The sequence below is a fragment of the Paramixta manurensis genome (genome assembly GCF_013285385.1).
GTDB lineage: Bacteria > Pseudomonadota > Gammaproteobacteria > Enterobacterales > Enterobacteriaceae > Paramixta > Paramixta manurensis.
Map to the genome: position 1 here is coordinate 1,275,228 of NZ_CP054212.1, position 21,792 is coordinate 1,297,019.

The window sequence follows — 21,792 nt, forward strand, 5'->3', positions numbered from 1 at the left end:
CGGGCTCAGAATTGTGATGGGATGGAATAAAATGAAAAAACTACTGGCAAAATCAGGCCTGCTGAGCCTGGCGCTGTTACCCTCCTTAGCAATGGCTGCCCCTGCCGTTGCCGATAAGGCCGATAACGCTTTTATGATGATTTGCACCGCGCTGGTGCTGTTTATGTCGATTCCAGGTATCGCACTGTTTTATGGCGGTTTGATTCGCGGCAAAAACGTTTTGTCGATGCTGACCCAAGTCGCGGTGACGTTCTCAATGGTATGCGTGTTGTGGCTGTTTTATGGCTACTCATTAGCCTTTAGCGAAGGGAACGCCTTTTTCGGCAGCCTGAATTGGGCGATGCTGAAAAACATTCAGCTAACCGCGTTGACCGGCTCTTTCTACCAATATATTCACGTCGCGTTTCAGGCTTCGTTTGCCTGCATTACCGTTGGCTTAATTGTTGGCTCTATTGCTGAACGCATTCGCTTCTCGGCAGTGCTGATTTTTGTGGTGGTCTGGCTGACGCTGGCCTATTTACCGATTGCGCATATGGTGTGGGCGGGCGGCTTACTGGCGCAGGATGGCGCGCTGGATTTCGCAGGTGGTACCGTGGTGCATATCAACGCGGCGGTAGCGGGCCTGGTTGGCGCTTATTTGGTGGGCAAACGCGCAGGCTTTGGTAAAGAAGCGTTTAAACCGCACAACTTACCGATGGTGTTCACCGGTACGGCGATCCTGTACGTAGGCTGGTTTGGGTTTAACGCCGGTTCTGCCAGTGCCGCGAATGAAATTGCCGCTTTAGCCTTCTTAAACACCGTTATCGCCACGGCGGGCGCCGTTCTCTCTTGGACCTTTGGCGAGTGGGCATTACGCGGTAAACCCTCACTGCTGGGCGCCAGCTCTGGTGTGATTGCGGGTCTGGTCGCGATCACGCCGGCCTGTGGTACGGTGGGCGTGATGGGTGCGCTGGTAATCGGTCTTGTGGGCGGCTTAGCCGGGTTGTGGGGCGTGACTATCCTGAAGAAATGGCTACGTGTCGATGACCCATGCGATGTATTTGGCGTGCACGGCGTGTGCGGCATTATCGGCTGTATTTTGACGGGGGTCTTTAGCGCCTCTTCACTGGGCGGCGTGGGTTACGCGGAAGGCGTCACCATGGGGCATCAGGTTTGGGTACAGTTGTTCAGCGTTGGCGTCACTATTGTCTGGACCGGCGTGGTGGCGTTTATCGGCTTTAAAATTGCCGATATGGTGGTCGGCCTGCGCGTGCCGGAAGAGCAGGAGCGCGAAGGTCTGGATGTGAACAGCCATGGCGAGAATGCTTACAACCAGTAAGCGAGTTCTAAGGTAAGAAAAGCAGTGTCATAACAACTACAATCAATCGGTAGCGGGGCAATAGTAAAATATTGCCCCGTTATTTTTTGCGACGAACATGCCGACTAACTGCGTTGACGCATTACGCCTTCCTGTACCGTCGAGGCGACAAGCGTTCCCTGCTCGGTAAAGAACTCACCGCGTACAAACCCACGCGCGCTGGAAGCGGACGTGCTCTCGACGCTGTAGAGCAACCATTGATTAAGATCGAATGGGCGGTGGAACCACATGGAATGATCGATAGTCGCGACTTGCATACCCGGTTCGAGAAAGCCTTTCCCATGTGGCTGAAGCGCTACAGGCAGGAAGTTGAAGTCTGAGGCGTATCCCAATAAGTACTGATGAATGCGTTTATCTTCCGGCATTGCGCCGTTGGCGCGAATCCATACCTGACGCGTTGGTTGATCAACATGACCTTTCAGCGGGTTATGAAATTTTACCGGTCGGATCTCAAGCGGTTTTTCAGCAAGAAATTTTTCACGCGCTTTTTCCGGAATATACGGCGCCAGTTGTCGGGCGATATCTGTTTCCGAGGGCAGGTTATCCGGCCCCGGCACCTTTGGCATGCTGGTTTGATGTTCATAACCGCTTTCAGGTGCCTGGAATGAGGCGGTCATATAAAAGATCGGTTGCCCATTTTGAATCGCGCTGACGCGCCGTGCGCTAAAGCTGTGTCCGTCGCGCAGCGTTTCAACGTCATAAATAATCGGCTTCTGGCTATCACCAGGGCGCAAAAAATAGCTGTGGAAAGAGTGAATAATGCGCTCCGCCGGAACCATCTGTTTGGCGGCGTACAATGCCTGGCCGACAACCTGACCGCCGAACACCTGCCGTAGGCCGAGGTCTTCACTTTGACCACGAAATAACCCTTCTTCTAATTTTTCTAAATTGAGTAGGTTTAATAAATTTTGCAGCGCCTGGCTCATGGAGAAATCCTCAAAATTGATTTATCGCTAAGTTTGCGAAATCCGACCAGTTACCGTCAACTGACTTAATGGATTTGCCGCTATTTTTGATAGCGATGTAGTGAAAATGTCTGAAAAAGGAAAATATCGCTAACTTGTGCCAGAATTACCCCTATGCAGTGCGACATTTGGCTGTTTCGACAATAACGCTATGTTGTCGACCTACATTGATCATAAGGAGAAGAAATCAATGAAACTCTGGCATGTTATGAGTGGTGTGGCCTTAGCAGTTGCCCTCGCGGGCTGTGCTGATAAAACGAAAGATGTCCCGACCCCGACGCTGGGCGCACAAGTGGCCGGGCAGCAGGCGGCGATTGCGCAGCCTAATGTCAGCGGTTCGATTTATATTCGTCAAAAAATTGCGTTACCGCCGGATGCCGTCTTAACGGTGACTTTATCAGATGCTTCTGTCGCCGATGCGCCTTCCAAAGTCTTATCACAGCGGGTGGTCAGAACCGAAGGGAAACAGGCGCCATTCCAGTTTGTGCTGCCGTTTAATCCAGCCGATATACAGCCTAACGCACGTATTCTGTTAAGCGCCGCGATCACTATCAACGGCAGAATGGCCTTTATTACGGAAAACGTTCAGCCGGTGATTAATAGCGGAGGCCGCAAGGCTGAGTTGGTGTTAGTGCCGGAACCGTCCGTGGCGTTGCCGACGCAAAGCGGTGCGGCGACAACCGTTCCTTCAACCTCACCAACGCAGGTTACACCGTCCTCTTCAATCCCTGCGCCGACTAGCTACTAAGCCCTTGCTAAATAACGCCCTCGCTGGGGCGTTATTTAGGGCTGCCAGCGATAATGCTCAAGCGAGACTTTACCGTCATCGCTGACTTCGATGCCTTCGGCTTCCAGCGCGTCGCGCTGCCGCATTAAATCATCGCCAATCAGCGAAATGCTACCGGTGCGGTTGATCACTCGGTGCCAGGGAAGCTTACTGCCTTTCGGTAGGCGTTTTAGCACACCGCCCACTTGGCGTGCGGCCCGTGGTGAACCGGCCAACTGCGCGACATCGCCATAAGTTGCTACCTGCCCATAAGGTATTGCAGCGATGATCTGATAAACGCGTTGTTGAAAAGTATCATGTTCGAACATAGTCGGTTTCCTGCGTAACAAAAATTTTCCTGCGTTTGAACAAGAAAACAACGGTTATCCGGTGGCGGCTTGCAATTGCCCGGTGCTTCCCTGATAATGCCTGCGCTCTGAAGTTGAGCACCTCAATGGGGGCCCGGTTGGTTCTCCCGCAATGCTAACTTGTGAATTCGGTCAGGTCCGGAAGGAAGCAGCCGTAGCAGGTGACGCGTGTGCCGGGATGTAGCTGGCAGGGCCCCCACCCAATTCTGCTAACCGCATGATATTCATCATTTTACCCTTTTGATCTGTGCATTGAAACGGCAGTGATACCACTTTTGTGTATCATTTAGAGCGCGGATCAATGTCGCCTCTTATGCTATCTCGTCATGGAGCCTGGTTCTACCGTCTTAGTGGTTATGGTTATCACTTTAGCCGCTGGTTTACCCGAGTCAGGAGTAAACATGGTGTGCCGGAGTTTCATTTATTAAAGCACTCTGGTAGAAATTCTGAAGCGGTCGCAAATGGAACGCCAGGATAAGCTTGGTTCGACTAAAGGGAGAGGATGTATGGATACGGTAGAAGAACTAAACGGAACATATTTTTATGCAGGGCGATCAAATCTTACCGCTTCTGAATTATTGTTTATGATTTTTTGCGAAGAATTTGCTGAACAACTAGGTGTTGATGACTTTGCCGCTATTGTTGCAATAGTTGCAGGACTTAATATTTCTCTAACCAGAGGAAAGTTTGTAGGGGCAACGCCTGGTACGTCATATGCTTCCAAAAAAGCGCGAAGAATGTTTCCAAAGGCTAAGTTTCCGTGGGGGTTAAAGCTTCCTTCTGTTATTGGTGGCTACCCTCCAGGCCCGCTTAAAATCGTTATGACTCATAAAATTAGCACTTTCACTGGGAGAGCAATTCCGGTAGTTGGTTGGGTTTTACTTTCAAGAGATGTGATGGAAATTGCCTACAATACGATAAATCATTATAACCATATAGCCCGAGGTAATGACAAAATATGGTAACTGATGAAGAGGTTTTAGCGTTCTTTCGCCATGAGTTATCCCTTCCTGTTACGTGGAGAGGAGAAAAAATCCATCTTGAAATGGACACTCTTTTACAAGACTACTCTTCTGGGGATGAGCTTCCTTACGCGGTTGAGGATTATGGTGATAAATTTGGCGTTGATATATCAAAAATTGATATGCATTATTATTTTCCTTGGGAGAATACGCCTTTTTCCAAACGGATGTTTAAAAGCCGAAAATGCAGGGATGAGATAATAGCAACCAGAAAACCGCTTACCGTTCGTATGTTTGCTGAATCAGCCAAAGCAGGGCATTGGCTCTATGATTAATGACCTGCATAGAAAAGCGCGGGTTATTTTCGGCAGAAAACCAGGGGGCTGATGAATGGGCACCGCCCCCGCAACGATTTCAATCGCCCCGTAGCAAAATTCTCATCAGGCGTTCAGGCCGCATCACTATGACACGGCCTGACGCCAGATAAATCAAACATGCGTTATGGGATGAACAGAAAAAACGGTGGTCAGTGTTACCTGACATCTCATCCAACGGCCTCCTGCGCTGCGGTGGTCCGACCGTTCTCGTCAAACTTGTAGATCTTACCCTCGGCACCGGTCAGGAATAGCTCCTCGCCAATGGTGACGGGAAATTCGCCCGGTGAGCGTGCAACAATGTGGTTACCATCTTCGAGGGTGATGTGAAGGTAAGTATCAGAACCCAAGTGTTCGGATACCGTCACCCGGCCTTTCACCCGCCCCTCGCTGCGCGAAATAACCCAATCTTCGGGACGAATACCGATCATATGCGCACCGCGTCGTGCCGCGGTTTCACCGCCGAGAAAGTTCATTTTAGGCGAACCGATGAAGCCGGCGACGAACTGATTGACCGGATGGTAATAAAGCTCAAGCGGTGAGCCGACCTGTTCGATCCGGCCCGCACGCAGCACCACAATCTTGTCGGCCATGGTCATCGCTTCAACCTGATCATGGGTAACATAAATCATCGTGCTCTTAAGGGTATTATGCAGCTCCGAAATCTCGACGCGCATATTGACGCGCAGTGCTGCGTCAAGGTTCGACAGCGGCTCGTCGAACAGAAAGGCCGCAGGCTCCCGCACAATGGCGCGCCCAATTGCCACACGCTGACGCTGCCCACCCGATAGCTGACCGGGACGGCGGTCAAGATAAGGGTTGAGATTCAGGATCTCAGCGGCGCGCGTCACTCGTTTCTCTTGTTCTGCCTCGCTCATCTTCGCCATCTTGAGCGGAAAAGCGATGTTCTTACGCACCGTCATATGCGGGTAGAGCGCATAAGACTGGAACACCATCGCCAATCCTCGCCCAGCGGGGGGAGACTTGGTGACATCCTTACCGTCGATCAGGATCTGCCCCGAGCTCACATCTTCGAGCCCGGCGATCAAGCGCAGGAGCGTTGATTTACCGCACCCTGATGGACCAACGAACACCACGAACTCGCCTTCGTTAATCGTCAGATCAATACCTGGAATAATTTCCACATCATCGAACGTTTTACGCACATTCTGTAGGGTGATGCTTCCCATTGTCCTTCCCCTTATTTCACCGCGCCGAAAGTGAGGCCACGGACAAGTTGTTTCTGGCTGAACCAGCCCATGATCAGGATCGGTGCAATCGCCATAGTGCTCGCAGCCGACAGTTTTGCGTAGAACAGACCCTCAGGGCTCGAATAGCTGGCAATAAAGGCCGAGAGAGGCGCTGCGGCTGAAGTGGTCAGGTTCAGTGTCCAAAAAGCTTCGTTCCATGCGAGGATAATGTTAAGCAGCATTGTCGAAGCGATTCCGGGCACCGCCATAGGTGTTAGCACGTAGCGAATCTCATTCCATAGCCCGGCGCCGTCCATTCGCGCCGCTTCAAGGATCCCGGCCGGGATTTCACGAAAATAGGTGTAAAGCATCCAGACGATGATCGGCAGGTTCATCAGCATCAGCACCACCAACACGCCCACACGGTTATCAAGCAAACCGAACTTCTGGAACAGAATATAGATAGGGATCAGCACGCCGACGGAGGGCATCATCTTAGTGGAGAGCATCCACATCAGAATGTCTTTAGTACGCTTAGCTGGCTGAAAGGCCATAGCCCATGCGGCGGGCACTGCAATCAGTAGGCCCAGCGCGGTCGAACCAAGCGAGATGATGACCGAGTTAAGAAAGTGGCTGAAGTAATTCGAACTCTCTTGCACCTCGTGATAGTTTTCCAGCGTCCAGTGAAAGAACAGAAATTTCGGCGGCGTGGCGATGGCATCGCCCTCGCTCTTAAAGCTGGTAATGACCATCCACAGAATAGGGAAGAAGATGATCAATACCACACCCCAGGCGATGACGGTGTAGAGCCACTTACGGCGATTTGATACGGTACGTGACATTGAGGCTCCTTTAATCCAGCGTCTTGCCGATCATGCGCATCAGGAAGATGGCGACAATATTAGCCAGCACCACCGCCACAATACCGCCTGCCGATGCGCCACCCACGTCGAACTGCAACAGAGCCTGCGAGTAGACGAGGTAAGTCAGTGTCGTGGTTTGATAACCAGGCCCGCCATTGGTGGTGACGAGAATCTCGGCGAAAACCGACAACAGGAATATCGTTTCGATCAAGATCACCACCGTGATCGCACGCCCCATATGCGGCAACGTCAGGTAGCGGAACCGCGCCAGCGCACTGGCTCCATCCATCTCTGCGGCTTCAGCCTGCTCACGGTCAAGCGATTGCAGCGAGGTGAGCAGAATGAGCGTCGCGAAGGGTAACCATTGCCACGATACGATCAGCGTGACCGAAAGCAGCGGATGCTGTGCCAGCCAGTCAATCGGTTGGAGACCAAGCGCATGTGAGATCTGCGCAAAAAGCCCATTCACCGGGTTCATGAACATGTTCTTCCACACCAAAGCTGAAACGGTCGGCATGATGAAGAAGGGCGCAATCATCAGAATTCGCACATAACCCTGTCCGAAGATCGGTTGATCGATCAGGAGAGCGAAGATGATCCCACCCACAACACTGACTGCAAGCACTCCGGCTACCATTTCAAGCGTATTAATCAGCGAGGTCCAGAAACCCGGATCGCTTAGGAAGTACTTGTAGTTGCTCAGGCCGATGAATTTTTGCATTCCCGGCATTAAGAGGTTGTAATTCTGGAAGCTGAACCACAGCGTCATGCCCAGCGGCACAATCATCCATAGCAGCAGCATGCCGACCGAAGGTGCCATCATAAAGCGCGCCAGAGAGCGCTGATGGGTTGTAGCCATTCTGAATCTCCCGAACAAGTCTCTCCAGACTCAAAGGGCCGTCTTGTTTGACCGGCCCCCGGAGTCGGCCAGGCGGGGGTGAGCCGCCCGGCCAGCAAGATTACTTGATGTAACCCGCTTTGGTCATTTCGCGCGTCGTCAGGCTCTGAGCCGACTGTAGCACCTGATCGAGCTTAAGCTGCCCTGCGACGGCTGCCGAAAACTGCTGACCCACTGCGGTACCGATCGCCTGGAACTCTGGGATCGAAACAAACTGAGAGCCAGTGTAAGGCGTTTTCTGCACGGAAGGCTGGTCAGGCGTTACTGCGTCAATCGACTGCAACGTCAACTTAGCGAAAGGCGCGGCCTTCTGGTAGTTGGCATTGTTATACAGCGAAGTACGCGTACCCGGAGGGGCTGCACGCCAGCCTTGCTGTTTCGCAACCAAGTCGGTGTACTCTTTCGAGGTAGCCCAGGCGACAAATTCAGTGGCCGCTTTGGCTTTCTTGGTGGATGCAGGAATAGCAAGGTTCCAGGACCAGAGCCAGTTGCCATGGTTGTTAACGCCTTCTTTGTTCGGGAATTGTGCGAAGCCGACGTTATCAGCCACTTTCGATTCTTTCGGATCGGTCACGAAGCCAGCGCCCACCGTAGAGTCGATCCAGATGCCGCATTTACCTTGCTGGAATAGCGCGAGGTTTTCATTGAAACCGTTGGATGAGGCACCGGGAGGGCCGTATTTGGTGAGTGCCGAAACATAGTCGGTGAGCGCCGCTTTCCACTCCGGTTTGTCGAACTCCGGCTTCCAGTTCATATCAAACCATGCCGCGCCGTAACTGTTCGCCATCGCCGTCAGGAAGGCGATATTCTCGCCCCAGCCCGCCTTGCCGCGCAAACAGATGCCGTAAACACCGTTTGACTTATCGGTCATCGCCTTGGCGGCAGTAAAGATCTGCGTCCATGTCGGTTGTTCCGGGATGTTGACACCCGCTTTTTTCGCCAGATCGGTCCGGTACATCACCATGGCCGATTCGCCATAGAAAGGAGCGGCATAGAGCTTGTTATTGACCGTCAAAGCCTTACTTACCGCAGGCAAAATGTCCTTGGCATCATAGTCTGCTGGCATATTATCGAGCGGCAGAAGCCAGTTCTGCTTGGCCCAAATTGGCACCTCATAGTTGCCGATAGTGACCACATCATACTGGCCGCCTTTGGTGGCGATATCGGTGGTCACGCGCTGACGCAGAATATTTTCCTCTAACGTCACCCAATTTAGCTTGATATCCGGATGCTTCGCCGTGAAATCGCTAGTCAGCTTCTGCATCCGAATCATATCGCCATTGTTCACGGTGGCGATGGTGAGCGTGGTTTCAGCGAATGCCGGTACCGACAGCGCACAAATCACGGAGGCCCCTAAAAGGACACGCAAATTCATAGTTTACTCTCCTAAAATAGTTTCCGCATTATGCGGCTTTTGCCCGCTCTTATGGCAAATACTCACGATCGGTCATAAGTTTGTCAAATGCATTTTTTGTAAAGTGGAACGCTTATCACATGCTGGTTTTTCGAGCATTTCATCTTTCCAGGCTCCGGTATTAGGAGGGCTGATGTGCGGTAACCCACGCGTCCATATCCTGCACCGTAGTGCGCAGCAGATCGCTAAAACGCGCATCCTGTGCCAGCGGCCCGAACAACGTTTCATCGGTGGTAAATTGCGTCAACGCATCGTCAGACGCCATCATCCGATGGAGCGCATCAACATCCATGGCGCCGTCCTGATATTCATACGGTAATTCGCCGCGATGCCAGCGTTGCAAAAACAGGAAGAACAGCGCGGGCAGTACCGCCGTGGCGCGCGGTTCATCGCCGCGTGCATAACATTCGGTCAGGGTAGGCGTAATAAAGCCGGGGATTTTCGACAGGCCATCGGCGGCCACCCGCTGGTTGGTATCCTGAATATAAGGGTTGCCAAAGCGCGACAGGACCACATCACGATAAGCTGCCAGATCCAACGGGCTCGGCGTCAGCGAAGGGATCACATCTTGCGTGACATACTCCCAAGCCAACTGTTTAATCGCCTCGGTTTGGGTGCTCTCATGGATATAAGATTGCCCAATCAGCGTACCAGCCCAGGCGATACAACTATGGCTGGCGTTAAGGATGCGGATTTTAGCCTCTTCCCACGGTAATACCGACGTCACCATTTCGACGTCCACCTTTTCCAGCGCCGGGCGGCCATTGATAAAATCGTCCTCAATGACCCATTGAATAAACGCTTCGCCCATCACCGGCACGGCGTCATTGACGCCGGTTTCCGCCAGTACACGTGTGGCGATATCTGCGGTGGGGCGCGGAGTAATGCGGTCAACCATGGTGTTTGGCGAGGTCGTATTAGCGCTCACCCATTCGTGTAATTCCGTCTGGCCGCTCAATTGCAGGAAGGTGAGGAAACCATGGCGAAAGCGCTCCCCGTTGTGGCGCAGGTTATCGCAGCTTAGCAACGTTACGGGCGCCCCATGTTGTGCCACCCGCTGGCGTAAAATTCGCGCCAATGCGCCGTAGATGGTGCGCGCATCGCCGGACAGATCCGCCTGAATATCCGGATGCCGCGGATCCAACTGATGATCGGTATCCAGATAGTAACCACCTTCCGTTACGGTGAAGGCGATAACTTTAGTGTTCTTGTCCGTCCCTTGCTCTATCAGCGCGGTTAGATCCTCATCCCAGGGCAGTACTTTTTTAATCGAGGTGATGGTTTCCCAGGCGCGCTCGCCTTCCGGGGTAACGGTTTCCAATGTGTATTGACCGTTCTGTTTCGCCAGACCGGCTAACAACGCGCTGGCATCATTGCGAATGTTCCCTAAGGCGATATGCCAGCTCTCATCTCCCTGTTGCAGCAAACGATGCAGATACCAGGCTTGATGTGCACGATGGAAAGAACCCGCCCCCAGGTGCATCCAGTAACACGGTGTAGAAGTCGTCATAACGCATTATCCTCAGAGTGAAGAATGAACTGGGCAAATATTTAAATCACGAGCAAGTATTCACAAAATATTAACTGAGCATTTGCCCGAAATATCAGCAATAAATCACAATTTAGAGATGTCGATTCAAGTTGAAGAGAAACTTTATCGTTATAATGGCGTGCAAACAGACTATGGGCTTAGAGGCAGCATGGTTAAAAATCTTAAAAAACATGAGCTTGCAGCCAGAGCGGCATGGATGTACTACATTGGCGGGCTGACACAGCATCAAATTGCCGAAGTGTTAGGTGTGTCACGGCAAGTCGCCCAGCGCCTGGTTGCTGCCGCCACCGGGCTGGAGCTGGTGCATGTTAATATCCATCACGAAGTGGCGGAGTGTTCGTTGCTGGCGTCGCAGCTTGCTCAACGCTTTGGGCTGAGGCGTTGCCAGGTTGTGCCTTCCGCCGGGCTACCGGCTGAAGCGATCAACCGCATGATTGCCGTCACTGCCGCAGAAGAAATGGCGTTATTCATTAATAAGGAAGAAGCCCAAATTATTGCACTCGGTTCTGGCCGCACGTTGAGCCAGGCAGTGAAAGAAATGGCGGAAATAAGCCGTCCGCAACACAGTTGTCTGTCGCTGATTGGCGCCATTGCCTCTGATGGTTCCTGTACCCATTATGATGTACCGCTCAGCATGGCGGAAAAAACCTCCAGCAAATACTTTATCTTGCCGGCTCCGCTGTTCGCCGATAGCCCGCAGGATCGGGAGGTCTGGTGTAACCACCGGATCTATAAATTGCTATACAACAAGGCCAGGCTGGCGGACGTTTCCTTCTGCGGCATTGGCCAGGTAGCTCCCCAATGCCCGCTGCATACGGATGGCTTTATCACCTCTGCGGATGTGGAACGCCTGGTCTCGGCTGGAGCCGTGGCGGAGATCATTGGACATTTTATCGATCAGGATGGCGCGCCGGTTTCCGATCGGTTGGATGGGCGCCGCACCAGCCTCCCGGTGACCCCAGCGCCAGACCGGCAATTCACCGCCTTTGTCGGCGGCCCGGAAAAATTCCAGGCGGTTCAGGCGGTATTACGCGGTAAATGGATCAACGGGCTGGTTACCGATGAGGAGACAGCGCAACGGCTGTTACTTAATCCTTGATGGTAGGTAATGAGCAAGAAGAGATGCCATGAACAACCGCGCATCGTTCTGATCGTACCGGCTTTGCTGTTTACCCTTTAAACCACACTCCGTTTGGCGGGGCGTTCCGTGCCATTTAATGCCAGCCATAAAGGCTTGAGGCTGATTAGTGCGCGCTCCAGTTCAATGTGCTCCAGCGAAAAGGGCATCCGTAAATAGCGGTCAAACGCGCCAGAAAGCCCAAAACGTGTTCCTGCCCCTAAATGGATGCCAATGCTTTCTGCCCGCACGGCAAACTGCGTTGCCAGCATCTCAGGTAACTCGACCCAGAACGAAAGCCCACCGGAAGGCGGCTGAAAATGCCAGGCGGGGAAATGTTCACGCATTAATGCGGCGCAATGGTCGCGTCGCTGCGCAAGCATTTGTCTGCGGGCCGGTAAAAATGTTTGTTGGTTCTGCATCAACCATAAAGTGGCTAACTGTTCCAGTAAAGGAGAGCCTAAATCGAGGGTATCGCGGGTTTGGGTCAGCGCGGCAATGGTGCGTGTAGAGGCGCGGATCCAGCCCAGACGCAGCCCGCCCCAGAAGCTTTTCCCCGCTGAACCTAGCGTAATTACCGTGGCTTGTGTAGCAAACGCGGCCAGCGGCGGCGGGGGAGGAGCTTCATACCAGAGGTCGACCATGGTTTCATCCACCACTAACGAAGTTCGGGTGCGAGCGGCAATGGCAGTAATGGCGGCGCGGGTGGCGCTATCCATACACCGCCCGGTTGGGTTATGAAAATCCGGCATCAGATAGGCAAGCCGTGGCGCGGTTTGAGCAAGGGTGGCGGCAAAACCGTCAATATCCCAGCCGGTTTGCGGCATTGATACCCCGACCGGCCTGCATGATGCGCCCTGGATGGCGGCAATCGCCAATGGATAGGTTGGGTGATCGACCACCACGCGATCGCCGGGGCCGGTCAGCATCCGCAGCACCAGCGCTAATCCGCTAACGGCACCATTTACGATCATCACTTCATCGGGATTGGTGGGTAAACCACGGGCGGTATACCGCTCGGCAATCGCTTCGCGCAGTGCCAACAGCCCGAGTTGATTATAACCGGTATGCGCCAGATGGGGCGCTATCGCGGCCAACGCGTGAGTATAAGCTTGATGAATTTCCGGACCAGCGCTGAGGGCGGCAGTCGAAAGATCCAGTGACGCGCATGGAGTACTCAGCGTGGGAATAGGACGGCTACCCGGAAGTGTCACTCGTGAACCGCTGCCGTGACGGCTTTCCAGATAGCCTTCATCACGCAACTGCGCCAGTGCGCTCACAATGGTGGTACGGCTCACTGCCAGCGTCGATGCCAGTTCCCGTTCGCCAGGTAGCCGCGTATCTTGCGCCAGTCTGCCATCAAGGATCAACAAACGTAGCGCGTCAGCCAACTGCCGCCATAGCGGCGCGCGCGACGCAGATTGTTGCCAATGCCCTAACAGACGCAGTAAAGACTGACTTCCTAAGCGACGGGATGACATATGCAGTCCACTATTTGAAAACTGGATATTAATCATAATGCCATTTCCGGTGAAGATAAAAGCCTTAGCAGCCGGAGAACCACCATGTTATATCGATTACTGCAACTCTATATTGGTTTAAGCCTGTACGGTATTTCCACCGCGATGTTTGTGCGTGCGGATTTGGGAACTGACCCATGGAATGTGTTTCATCTGGGGCTGGCTAATTTACTGTCGATGAATATCGGGGCGGTAATTATCCTTACCGGCGCAGTAGTGCTACTACTGTGGATCCCATTACGTCAGCGTCCGGGGTTTGGCACGGTGAGTAACGTCATTATGATTGGGGTTGCCGCCGATGCCGGATTGGCGTTGATTCCGTCCGTAGAGGCGTTGGTGGCGCGCAGCGCACTTCTGGTTTCGGCAATCGTCGTGAATGCCATTGCCACCGGAATGTATATCGGCGCGGGTTTTGGCGCCGGGCCGCGTGATGGTCTAATGACCGGCATCAATGCTCGCACTGGCTGGTCGGTGCGTAACGTACGCACAGCGATCGAGATTTCGGTGCTGTTGATTGGCTGGTCATTAGGGGGAACATTTGGCGTCGGCACGGTATTGTACGCGCTGACTATTGGTCCGCTGATTCAGCTTTGTTTGCCATGGTTTCGTCAAAAGCCGAAGAAAAATAGTAAGCCACGGGCAGAGCGTGTGGTTTGATTCCGCGCGACTGCCGGTACCCTTAAAATTAACGTACGTATTTCCAAACGGAAACCGGCACTTTGTCATACAGCTTATTCATGGTTAATTCTGCTAATCTATGATCGGCGGCGGAATAAAAAACGGCCAATTCATCATCGGATAATTCGTATTTATTTTTTTCAATAACCCGCTCCAGGGTATCGATGGAGCGGCAACGTCTTAAGCGCATCAGATAATCAGTTTTCGTTAGGATTTTATCAGTCATTGTTAAACCATAATAAAAATAATGAGTTGCTAAAATGAGTGGCTGGGTTGCTGCGGCAACTGAGCGCATTCTTCCGCGAACATGTTAAACAAACGTTTTGCCGATCTCTGCCAGCGTTGTAAGTCTTGCGCATTAATACCGTAATTACTGAACAGCATAAAAGTGTCGTCAAGATACTCATCAATCTGGCTGACGAGTTCGCCATCTTCAATATGTTTAATTTTGTAATTCATCGTGAAAGACGCGATGTGTTCAATCAATTCATTTAGCTGTAGGTTTATGGCGGAAGTAGGGTCGTTGACCCAGCCATGGTGGCTGTCACCCAACGTTGCCATGCTTTCGTCATACAGATTTTCACACAAGAATTTCATTTGGGCAATATCATGCCTTTTTGGCGAGTATTCGTCCATCTCTTTCCCCTCCATAGCATACGCACGGGCCGATATGCGGCATAGCTAAAGTGATGTGGCCTGGAAGCGATTATTAATACGTACTTTATCGATCGGACAGTTTTAATATAACGCAGGTTAATTCATATTGCGTGCTCAAATTACTAAAAATTACAATTCATCCGCGGTTGACGGGCGTTCATCGTTAATCAGCTCGAAAACTAACGCGCCGGGAATAATCTTAAACTCTACTGTTTCTTGCGCGGTTTCGGTTGCATTGATATCAAGACAAGCGTTGAAAACGTTCCATTCAAAACTATAGAGCATCTTATATCGCTCAGCCTCAATAGATTCGATAGTTATAATTTTAAGAGAGTGGGGAACTAACAACGCATTTTGTGAATACCAGTGAAGGTTTCCAGTTAATGCGTTTTCTAATTTGGGAATATTCTGTCGAATTATTTCCCTTAATTTTAGTGGGTCTGCTTCATTTTGCAAAATAGAACAGGGGACAAGTTTGCGCATTTTTACCTCAAAGGGTTCATTGTCGTTAATCACAAAGTGGTGTTATCCCAATGGCTTTACAAGGGGTAAAAAAAGCTATGTTAGTTATCTAGGTGATTTTTCGGGATATTATCTCTATCAGCCGTGGCTTAAGGTGGCGCAGTGTTGCATTCATCTCATTAAAACCATTAACTGGAAAAACTAATCAATTAAATGATTGTTTTGTCATACCTCGAAACACTTTAATCACGGCCATCTACACGCCAGGTCACAATAGTATGTGTTATGTTATAACATAATTCACATTCAATGATAAATGACGCTATGCTTTTTTCCCACTCGTTTTCCCAACCTAAAGCCACTCTCTATACCTTATCGGCCGCGGCCCGCCTGGCTTGCTGCGTTCCGCCGATCATGCTACTCGCTGTATTAGTTTGGTGGGCAGCAGCGTCATGATCGCGATGGAACAGTTACAGGCTGGATACCGGGGGCATGCCGTTACTCCTTTATTGCAGGGACGGATTGCCGCAGGCGCGATGATGGCGCTGGTTGGGGAAAATGGCTGCGGTAAATCGACGCTGCTAAAAACATTGGCCGGTTTATTACCTCCGGTTGCCGGCAACTATACGCTTGGGGTTCCTCGGTCGCAAATCGGCTGGTTGCCTCAGCAATCGGAAATTGAAAAGCAATTTCCGATCAGCGTATTTGATCTGGTGGCGATGGGGAGTTGGCAACGCAGCGGTTGGTTTAAAAGGATTGGCCGTGCGCTACGCAATGAAATTATGGCTAGCCTGAGTAAAGTCAAAATGGCTGATTTTGCCGATGCGCAACCCGATGAACTTTCCGGCGGACAATTACAGCGAGTTTTGTTTGCCCGCTTATTAATGCAGCAAGCATCACTATTATTACTCGACGAACCTTTTAGCGGTATTGATAGCCAAACGGTTGACTTGTTACTGGCGCTGCTGCGTGAACAACATCAGCAGGGACGTACCATGATCGTGGTCTTGCACGATCGCGCTGTGGTCGATGAATGGTTTCCTGAAGTGCTATGCCTGCAGCGTGAACAAGCCATTTGGTCGCCGCCGACCTCGCATCTGTCGTTACTTTCTTCTTCTCCACGGCAGGCAGGCGCTTCCTTATGATGTCATTAGTACAGCCTTTTATTGAATTCGGCTTTATGCGTCGGGCATTGGTAGCCTGCTTGGCTATTTCACTTAGCGCGACGCCTCTGGGTGTTTTTCTGCTGCTACGGCGTATGAGCCTGGTGGGCGATGCGTTGTCACACGCGGTGTTACCAGGTGCGGCGATTGGCTATTTGGTTTCTGGTTTATCGTTGGTGGCGATGGGGATCGGTGGCTTTATTGCGGGCTTATCGGTGGCGCTAATGTCGGGTGTTGTGAGCCGTTTTACACCGCTAAAGGAAGATGCCAGTTTTGCCGGTTTTTATCTCGGTTCGCTGGCGCTCGGCGTCACACTCGTCTCGTTACGCGGCTCAAGCGTTGACCTGCTCCACGTACTGTTTGGTTCACTATTAGCGGTGGATGCTCAGGCTATCGCTTTGGTCGGCGCCATTTCTACGTTCAGCATTTTGATGTTAGCGCTGATCTATCGACCGTTGGTGATGGATGCCTTCGATCCCTCCTTTCTACGCGCGCAGAGCCGATGGAGCGCACCGTTGGTGCATGCCATTTTCCTTATTCTGGTGGTGCTTAATCTGGTTTCTGGTTTCCAGGTTTTGGGTACGTTGATGTCGGTTGGATTAATGATGCTGCCTGCCGCCAGCGCACGCTTCTGGAGTCGACGCCTGTCGGGGATTTTACTGGCCGCCATGTTATTAGCGATTTTTGCCAGTTTATCCGGCCTCTTCGTCTCTTTTTATCTTTCGCTACCCGCCGGGCCCGCTGTGGTCCTGGCTGCCGCGATACTGTTTTTCATTTCGGTTTTAGTGGGGCCATGCGGCGGCCTGTTACGTCGCCGCTAATTTTGTCTAGAGGATATTAAGGAGTCAGAATGAAGATGTTACCGGTTGCGCTGGCCGTTGCCGCGCTGTTTGCCAGCCCATTGGCATTAGCCAAAAAAGTGGATGCCGTCGCCAGCTTTACCGTTCTGGCCGATATTGTGCGCAACGTCGGGGGCGAACACGTTCAGGTGAAAAGTTTGGTTGGCCCAAATGGCGACCCGCACACCTTTGAGCCGACGCCGCAGGATAGCCAGGCGTTGGCGAAAGCCGATGTGGTGTTTGTTAGCGGATTAGGCCTGGAAGGATGGATGTCGCGTTTGATTACCGCATCTGGCTATAAAGGAAAGGTGGTTGTTTCTTCGGATGGGATTAGTACTCGCAAAATGGAAGAGGATGGTGAAACTGTTACCGACCCTCATGCCTGGAATAGCATGCAAAATGGTGTGACCTACGCAACCAATGTCATGAATGCGCTGATTGCCGCCGACCCGGACGACGCGGCCTATTTCCGCCAGCATGGCGCAGCCTACATTAGCCAGCTTACTAAACTCGACCAGTGGGCGAAGCAGACATTTGATGCGATCCCCGCCCAACGCCGTAAGGTGTTAACCAGCCACGATGCCTTTGGGTATTTTGGGCAACGCTATGGCGTCTCTTTCCTTGCGCCGGTCGGTTTCTCCACCGAGGCGGAAGCCAGCGCCAGTGATGTCGCTTCGCTGATCAAACAACTGAAGGCGGAGAATATCCACACTTACTTTATTGAGAACCAAACCGATCCTCGTCTGGTGCAACAGATTGCGTCCGAAACCGGGGCAAAACCTGGCGGCGAACTCTATCCGGAAGCGTTATCGACCAAAACAGGCCCGGCGGCAACCTACACGGCAGCCTTTAAGCACAATGTTGAGGCCATTGCTCAAAGTATGAAGTAAAAAAAAAGCCGGATGCGAATCCGGCTAAATCATATCACACGACACTAACGTTTTTTCTTTCTTCCCTGTACCGCCTTAAAGCGCGGATTGGTTTTACAAATGACGTAAATTCGCCCGCGTCGACGAACCACTTTGCAATCTTTATGACGCGTTTTCGCTGAGCGTAATGAACTTAATACTTGCATGGCACACCTCTATTTTCTTGCACCGATAAAACGACCAAACCGCTGATTAAAGCGTGCGGTGCTGCCTTCTTTGGCAAACTCTTTCTGTTTGCCGGTGTAATGAGGATGAGAGGCGGAAGAGACGTCCAGCGTGACATAGGGTAGGGTGGCCCCTTCAAACTCAATGGTGCGGTCAGTTTTTATGGTTGAACCAATTTTAAAATAGCGATCTGCGCTGGTGTCATGAAATACCACCGGACGATATTGCGGATGAATGCCCGTCTTCATGGCTTACTCCTTTTGAAATGTTATAACATATCATTATTATGCGCCGGGAAGAGAAATAATGCAATGTTTGGCCGACGGCGGCATGAGGGAAAGGTTATCAAGGCAAAAAAAAGAGGCCGCGATAAGCGGCCTCTTTATTCAGCGAAAAGCTTTAATGATGGTGCTGTTCGCGCTCAGAACCGGGTTCCAGTTCTTCTTTATGTTTGCTGAAGCGACGTCGTACCACCACGAAGAATACCGGCACGAAGAAGATCGCCAGAATGGTTGCGGTCACCATACCGCCCATTACGCCGGTACCTACCGCGTTCTGCGCGCCGGAACCTGCGCCGGTACTGATTGCCAATGGCAACACGCCGAGAATAAAGGCGAGCGAGGTCATCAGAATTGGACGTAAACGCATACGGACCGCTTCTAATGTTGCTTCAACCAAGCCTTTGCCCTCTTTCTCCATCAGATCCTTAGCAAATTCCACGATCAGGATGGCGTTCTTCGCCGACAGACCAATGGTGGTTAACAAGCCCACCACAAAGTACACGTCGTTACTCAAGCCGCGAAGAGTGGTGAAGATTAACGCACCGATAACACCGAGCGGAACCACCAGCATTACCGCAAACGGAATCGACCAGCTTTCATACAAGGCGGCCAGACACAAGAACACCACAATCAGTGAAATGGCATACAGCGCCGGAGCCTGGTTACCGGACAGACGTTCCTGATAGGACATACCGGTCCAGTCATAGCCAATACCGGTCGGTAATTTCGACGCCAACTGTTCCATCAGATTCATCGCATCACCAGAGCTTTTGCCCGGTGCGGCTTGTCCGAGAATTTCCATTGACGGTAAGCCATTATAACGTTCCAGACGCGGCGAACCGTACTGCCATCTTGCAGATGAGAAGGAGGAGAAAGGCACCATCTCGCCGTTGGATGCGCGGACATACCATTTGTTGATATCATCCGGCAACATACGCGAATCGGCCTGGCCCATGACGTACACCTTCTTCACGCGACCACGGTCAATAAAGTCATTGACGTAGGTTCCGCCCCATGCAGAGCCGAGGGTGGTATTAATATCCGAAATGGAAACCCCTAACGCCTCCGCTTTTTCCTGGTCGATGGTCAGTTTGTACTGCGGCGTATCTTCCAGGCCGTTAGGACGGACACCCACCAGCGTATCAGGATGCTGAGCAATCATGCCGAACAACTGGTTACGCGCCTCAGTCAGTTTTTCATGACCTAAGTTAGCCTGATCGATCAGTTCGAAGTCAAAACCGGTGGCGTTACCCAATTCAATAATCGCCGGTAGGTTAAACGGAATCACCATTGCATCTTTAATCGCGCCCAGCGCTTGCATGGCGCGGCCCGCAATGGCCGGAACTTTATTTTCCGCTCCTCCGCGTTCATCCCAGGGTTTCAGGCTCATAAACGCAATACCGGTATTCTGCCCGCGTCCGGCGAAACCAAAGCCGTTAACGGTAAACACCGACACCACGTTGTTTTTCTCTTTGGTCAGGAAGTAGTGAGTGACCTGATCCAATACTTTCTGAGTACGTTCCTGGGTGGCGCCAGCCGGTAATTGTGCCTGCGCCAGCAGCAAACCCTGATCCTCTTCCGGCAGGAAGGAAGTGGGTAAGCGTAAGAACAGATAAGCCATACCAACGACGATCAGCAGGTAGATAACCAAATAGCGCCCTGTGCTGCGTACAATGTGACCAACGCTGTCGGTATAATGGTGGGTGCTCTTATCAAACACGCGGTTAAACCAACCAAAGAAGCCGGTGGTTTTACCGTGACCGCCTTTTTCGACCGGTTTTAGCATCGTGGCGCACAGGGCAGGGGTCAAAATCAAAGCAACAATGACCGATAGCACCATCGCCGAAACGATAGTAATCGAGAACTGGCGATAGATAACCCCGGTGGAGCCGCCGAAGAATGCCATCGGAATAAATACCGCCGACAGCACCAGCGCGATCCCCACCAGCGCGCCCTGGATCTGATCCATTGATTTACGCGTGGCCTCTTTGGGAGGAAGCCCCTCCTCGGCCATGACGCGCTCAACGTTTTCCACCACCACAATGGCGTCATCCACCAATAGACCGATGGCAAGCACCATTCCGAACATCGTGAGGGTGTTTATCGAGTAACCAAAGGCGCTAATGATGGCAAAAGTCCCCAACAGCACCACCGGAACCGCGATAGTAGGAATCAAGGTGGCACGGAAGTTCTGCAAGAACAGATACATCACCAGGAACACCAACACGATCGCTTCGAACAGCGTCTTAACCACTTCATTAATCGAGATTTTAACAAATGGCGTGGTGTCGTACGGATACACGACTTTCAAACCGGCCGGGAAGTAAGGTTCAAGCTTAGACAACTCCGCTTTTACCGCCGCGGCGGTATCAAGGGCGTTAGCGCCGGTGGCAAGCTTAATCCCGATCCCGGAGGCGGGTTGACCGTTAAAGCGAGCGATAACCTCATAGTTCTCACCGCCAAGCTCAATGTGCGCCACATCGCGCAACCGAACCTGGGAACCATCCGGATTCACTTTCAGCAAAATTTTGCCGAACTCATCGGTAGAGGTCAGACGGGTTTGCGCAATGATCGAGGCGTTTAACTGCTGGCCTTTCACCGGCGGTGAACCGCCTAACTGACCGGCCGCAACCTGGGCGTTCTGAGAATTAATTGCGCTAATCACATCAACCGGCGTGAGCTGGAAGTTGTTCAGTTTGTGCGGATCCATCCAGATACGCATCGCATATTGCGCACCGAAGATCTGGGTATCACCAACCCCAGGCACACGGCTAATGGGGTCTTTAATATTAGAACTAACGTAATCGGCAATATCGCTCTGCGTCATACTGTTGTTCGTGTTGATGAAGCCGGCAACCATCAGGAAGCTACTGGAGGATTTCTGCACCATCAAGCCTTGCTGTTGCACTTCTTGAGGTAGCAAAGGCATCGCCAGTTGCAGTTTGTTCTGCACCTGAACCTGGGCAATATCCGGGTTGGTACCGGATTCAAAGGTCAGCGTTAATTGCAGGTTACCGGATGAATCGCTGTTTGAGGACATATACATCAGCCCATCAATACCATTCATGTTTTGTTCGATAACCTGGGTGACAGAATCCTGCAGGGTCTTCGCATCCGCGCCAGGGTAAACGGCACGAACCTGAATCGCCGGCGGAGCAACGCTTGGGTATTGCTCTATCGGTAATTTCAGGATCGATAGCGCGCCCGCCAGCATAATAATAATGGCGATTACCCACGCGAAGATGGGGCGATCGATAAAGAACTTAGCCATG

Annotated in this window: 23 protein-coding genes and 1 other RNA gene; 10 read left to right on the forward strand and 14 right to left on the reverse strand. The window is 51.9% G+C overall.

The annotated features are described in order from the left end of the window. Positions 1–31: 31 nt before the first annotated feature. Positions 32–1,318 (forward strand): ammonium transporter AmtB, encoded by a 1,287-nt coding sequence (gene amtB / locus PMPD1_RS06200; protein WP_173633221.1) that lies wholly within the window; start codon positions 32–34, stop codon positions 1,316–1,318. 104 nt (positions 1,319–1,422) lie between these two features. Here amtB and tesB read toward each other — a convergent pair whose 3' ends face one another. Further along, positions 1,423–2,283, reverse strand: coding sequence for an acyl-CoA thioesterase II (gene tesB / locus PMPD1_RS06205; RefSeq protein ID WP_173633222.1), 861 nt, complete (start codon positions 2,281–2,283; stop codon positions 1,423–1,425). Between the two features lie 229 nt (positions 2,284–2,512). Between tesB and PMPD1_RS06210 the strand changes: the two genes are divergently transcribed. After that, on the forward strand, positions 2,513–3,070 hold the full coding sequence (locus PMPD1_RS06210) for a YbaY family lipoprotein (protein WP_173633223.1): 558 nt from the start codon (positions 2,513–2,515) through the stop codon (positions 3,068–3,070). 35 nt (positions 3,071–3,105) lie between these two features. Here the strand turns inward: PMPD1_RS06210 and PMPD1_RS06215 are convergent, their stop codons facing one another. Then, positions 3,106–3,417 carry an MGMT family protein gene (locus PMPD1_RS06215; RefSeq protein WP_173633224.1) on the reverse strand — a complete coding sequence of 104 codons (312 nt, stop codon included), beginning with the start codon at positions 3,415–3,417 and terminating at the stop codon, positions 3,106–3,108. 135 nt (positions 3,418–3,552) lie between these two features. On the opposite strand from PMPD1_RS06215, the gene ffs reads away from it, so the two are divergent. From ffs to PMPD1_RS06230, 3 genes are all read left to right on the forward strand, one after another. After that, positions 3,553–3,649, forward strand: an RNA gene (gene ffs, locus PMPD1_RS06220) — signal recognition particle sRNA small type. A gap of 313 nt (positions 3,650–3,962) precedes the next feature. Then, the gene (locus PMPD1_RS06225; RefSeq protein WP_173633225.1) at positions 3,963–4,421 is read left to right on the forward strand and encodes an STM2901 family protein; all 459 of its coding nucleotides are present in this window, start codon (positions 3,963–3,965) and stop codon (positions 4,419–4,421) included. Next, a complete protein-coding gene (locus PMPD1_RS06230) occupies positions 4,415–4,753 on the forward strand; it encodes a DUF1493 family protein (RefSeq protein WP_173633226.1) in 339 nt (112 codons plus the stop codon). Before PMPD1_RS06225 ends, PMPD1_RS06230 begins: the two co-directional genes overlap by 7 nt. Positions 4,754–4,962: 209 nt before the next feature. Here the strand turns inward: PMPD1_RS06230 and PMPD1_RS06235 are convergent, their stop codons facing one another. The 5 genes from PMPD1_RS06235 to dalD all read right to left on the reverse strand — a co-directional run bounded on the left by PMPD1_RS06235 (position 4,963) and on the right by dalD (position 10,667). Further along, complete coding sequence (locus PMPD1_RS06235) at positions 4,963–5,982, reverse strand: ABC transporter ATP-binding protein (RefSeq protein ID WP_173633227.1); 1,020 nt, start codon at positions 5,980–5,982, stop codon at positions 4,963–4,965. An 11-nt stretch (positions 5,983–5,993) separates the two neighbouring features. Next, positions 5,994–6,824 carry a carbohydrate ABC transporter permease gene (locus PMPD1_RS06240; protein WP_173633228.1) on the reverse strand — a complete coding sequence of 277 codons (831 nt, stop codon included), beginning with the start codon at positions 6,822–6,824 and terminating at the stop codon, positions 5,994–5,996. A gap of 10 nt (positions 6,825–6,834) precedes the next feature. Beyond that, positions 6,835–7,704, reverse strand: a complete 870-nt coding sequence (locus PMPD1_RS06245; RefSeq protein WP_173633229.1) for a carbohydrate ABC transporter permease — start codon at positions 7,702–7,704, stop codon at positions 6,835–6,837. A gap of 100 nt (positions 7,705–7,804) precedes the next feature. Next, the gene (locus PMPD1_RS06250; protein WP_173633230.1) at positions 7,805–9,118 is read right to left on the reverse strand and encodes an ABC transporter substrate-binding protein; all 1,314 of its coding nucleotides are present in this window, start codon (positions 9,116–9,118) and stop codon (positions 7,805–7,807) included. A 160-nt stretch (positions 9,119–9,278) separates the two neighbouring features. Then, entirely contained in the window at positions 9,279–10,667 is a 1,389-nt protein-coding gene (gene dalD / locus PMPD1_RS06255) for a D-arabinitol 4-dehydrogenase (RefSeq protein ID WP_173633231.1), read from the reverse strand. A 190-nt stretch (positions 10,668–10,857) separates the two neighbouring features. Between dalD and PMPD1_RS06260 the strand changes: the two genes are divergently transcribed. Continuing rightward, positions 10,858–11,808, forward strand: coding sequence for a sugar-binding transcriptional regulator (locus PMPD1_RS06260; protein ID WP_173633232.1), 951 nt, complete (start codon positions 10,858–10,860; stop codon positions 11,806–11,808). 77 nt (positions 11,809–11,885) lie between these two features. Here PMPD1_RS06260 and yczR read toward each other — a convergent pair whose 3' ends face one another. Continuing rightward, a complete protein-coding gene (gene yczR, locus PMPD1_RS06265; protein WP_173633233.1) occupies positions 11,886–13,307 on the reverse strand; it encodes a MocR-like transcription factor YczR in 1,422 nt (473 codons plus the stop codon). Between the two features lie 84 nt (positions 13,308–13,391). Here yczR and yczE point away from each other — a divergent pair, with 84 nt between their 5' ends. Further along, positions 13,392–14,003 (forward strand): membrane protein YczE, encoded by a 612-nt coding sequence (yczE, locus tag PMPD1_RS06270; RefSeq protein WP_173633234.1) that lies wholly within the window; start codon positions 13,392–13,394, stop codon positions 14,001–14,003. A 28-nt stretch (positions 14,004–14,031) separates the two neighbouring features. Here the strand turns inward: yczE and hha are convergent, their stop codons facing one another. The 3 genes from hha to PMPD1_RS06285 all read right to left on the reverse strand — a co-directional run bounded on the left by hha (position 14,032) and on the right by PMPD1_RS06285 (position 15,164). Continuing rightward, the gene (gene hha / locus PMPD1_RS06275) at positions 14,032–14,250 is read right to left on the reverse strand and encodes a hemolysin expression-modulating protein Hha (RefSeq protein WP_173633235.1); all 219 of its coding nucleotides are present in this window, start codon (positions 14,248–14,250) and stop codon (positions 14,032–14,034) included. Positions 14,251–14,279: 29 nt separating this feature from the next. Next, entirely contained in the window at positions 14,280–14,660 is a 381-nt protein-coding gene (gene tomB, locus PMPD1_RS06280; protein ID WP_173633236.1) for an Hha toxicity modulator TomB, read from the reverse strand. Between the two features lie 150 nt (positions 14,661–14,810). After that, positions 14,811–15,164 carry a hypothetical protein gene (locus PMPD1_RS06285; protein WP_173633237.1) on the reverse strand — a complete coding sequence of 118 codons (354 nt, stop codon included), beginning with the start codon at positions 15,162–15,164 and terminating at the stop codon, positions 14,811–14,813. A gap of 431 nt (positions 15,165–15,595) precedes the next feature. On the opposite strand from PMPD1_RS06285, the gene PMPD1_RS06290 reads away from it, so the two are divergent. From PMPD1_RS06290 to PMPD1_RS06300, 3 genes are read left to right on the forward strand one after another with little or no spacing between them, the layout of a single operon-like run. Beyond that, a complete protein-coding gene (locus PMPD1_RS06290) occupies positions 15,596–16,288 on the forward strand; it encodes a metal ABC transporter ATP-binding protein (protein WP_173633238.1) in 693 nt (230 codons plus the stop codon). After that, on the forward strand, positions 16,288–17,127 hold the full coding sequence (locus tag PMPD1_RS06295; protein ID WP_173636131.1) for a metal ABC transporter permease: 840 nt from the start codon (positions 16,288–16,290) through the stop codon (positions 17,125–17,127). Before PMPD1_RS06290 ends, PMPD1_RS06295 begins: the two co-directional genes overlap by 1 nt. Positions 17,128–17,156: 29 nt before the next feature. Next, a complete protein-coding gene (locus PMPD1_RS06300; protein WP_173633239.1) occupies positions 17,157–18,035 on the forward strand; it encodes a metal ABC transporter substrate-binding protein in 879 nt (292 codons plus the stop codon). 44 nt (positions 18,036–18,079) lie between these two features. On the opposite strand, the gene ykgO is transcribed toward PMPD1_RS06300, so the two are convergent. The 3 genes from ykgO to acrB all read right to left on the reverse strand — a co-directional run bounded on the left by ykgO (position 18,080) and on the right by acrB (position 21,791). Then, complete coding sequence (gene ykgO / locus PMPD1_RS06305) at positions 18,080–18,220, reverse strand: type B 50S ribosomal protein L36 (protein WP_173633240.1); 141 nt, start codon at positions 18,218–18,220, stop codon at positions 18,080–18,082. A gap of 9 nt (positions 18,221–18,229) precedes the next feature. Next, positions 18,230–18,487: a type B 50S ribosomal protein L31 gene (locus PMPD1_RS06310; protein ID WP_173633241.1), complete on the reverse strand. Its 258-nt coding sequence runs from the start codon at positions 18,485–18,487 to the stop codon at positions 18,230–18,232. Positions 18,488–18,638: 151 nt separating this feature from the next. Continuing rightward, complete coding sequence (acrB, locus tag PMPD1_RS06315; RefSeq protein ID WP_173633242.1) at positions 18,639–21,791, reverse strand: multidrug efflux RND transporter permease subunit AcrB; 3,153 nt, start codon at positions 21,789–21,791, stop codon at positions 18,639–18,641. Position 21,792: the final 1 nt, after the last annotated feature.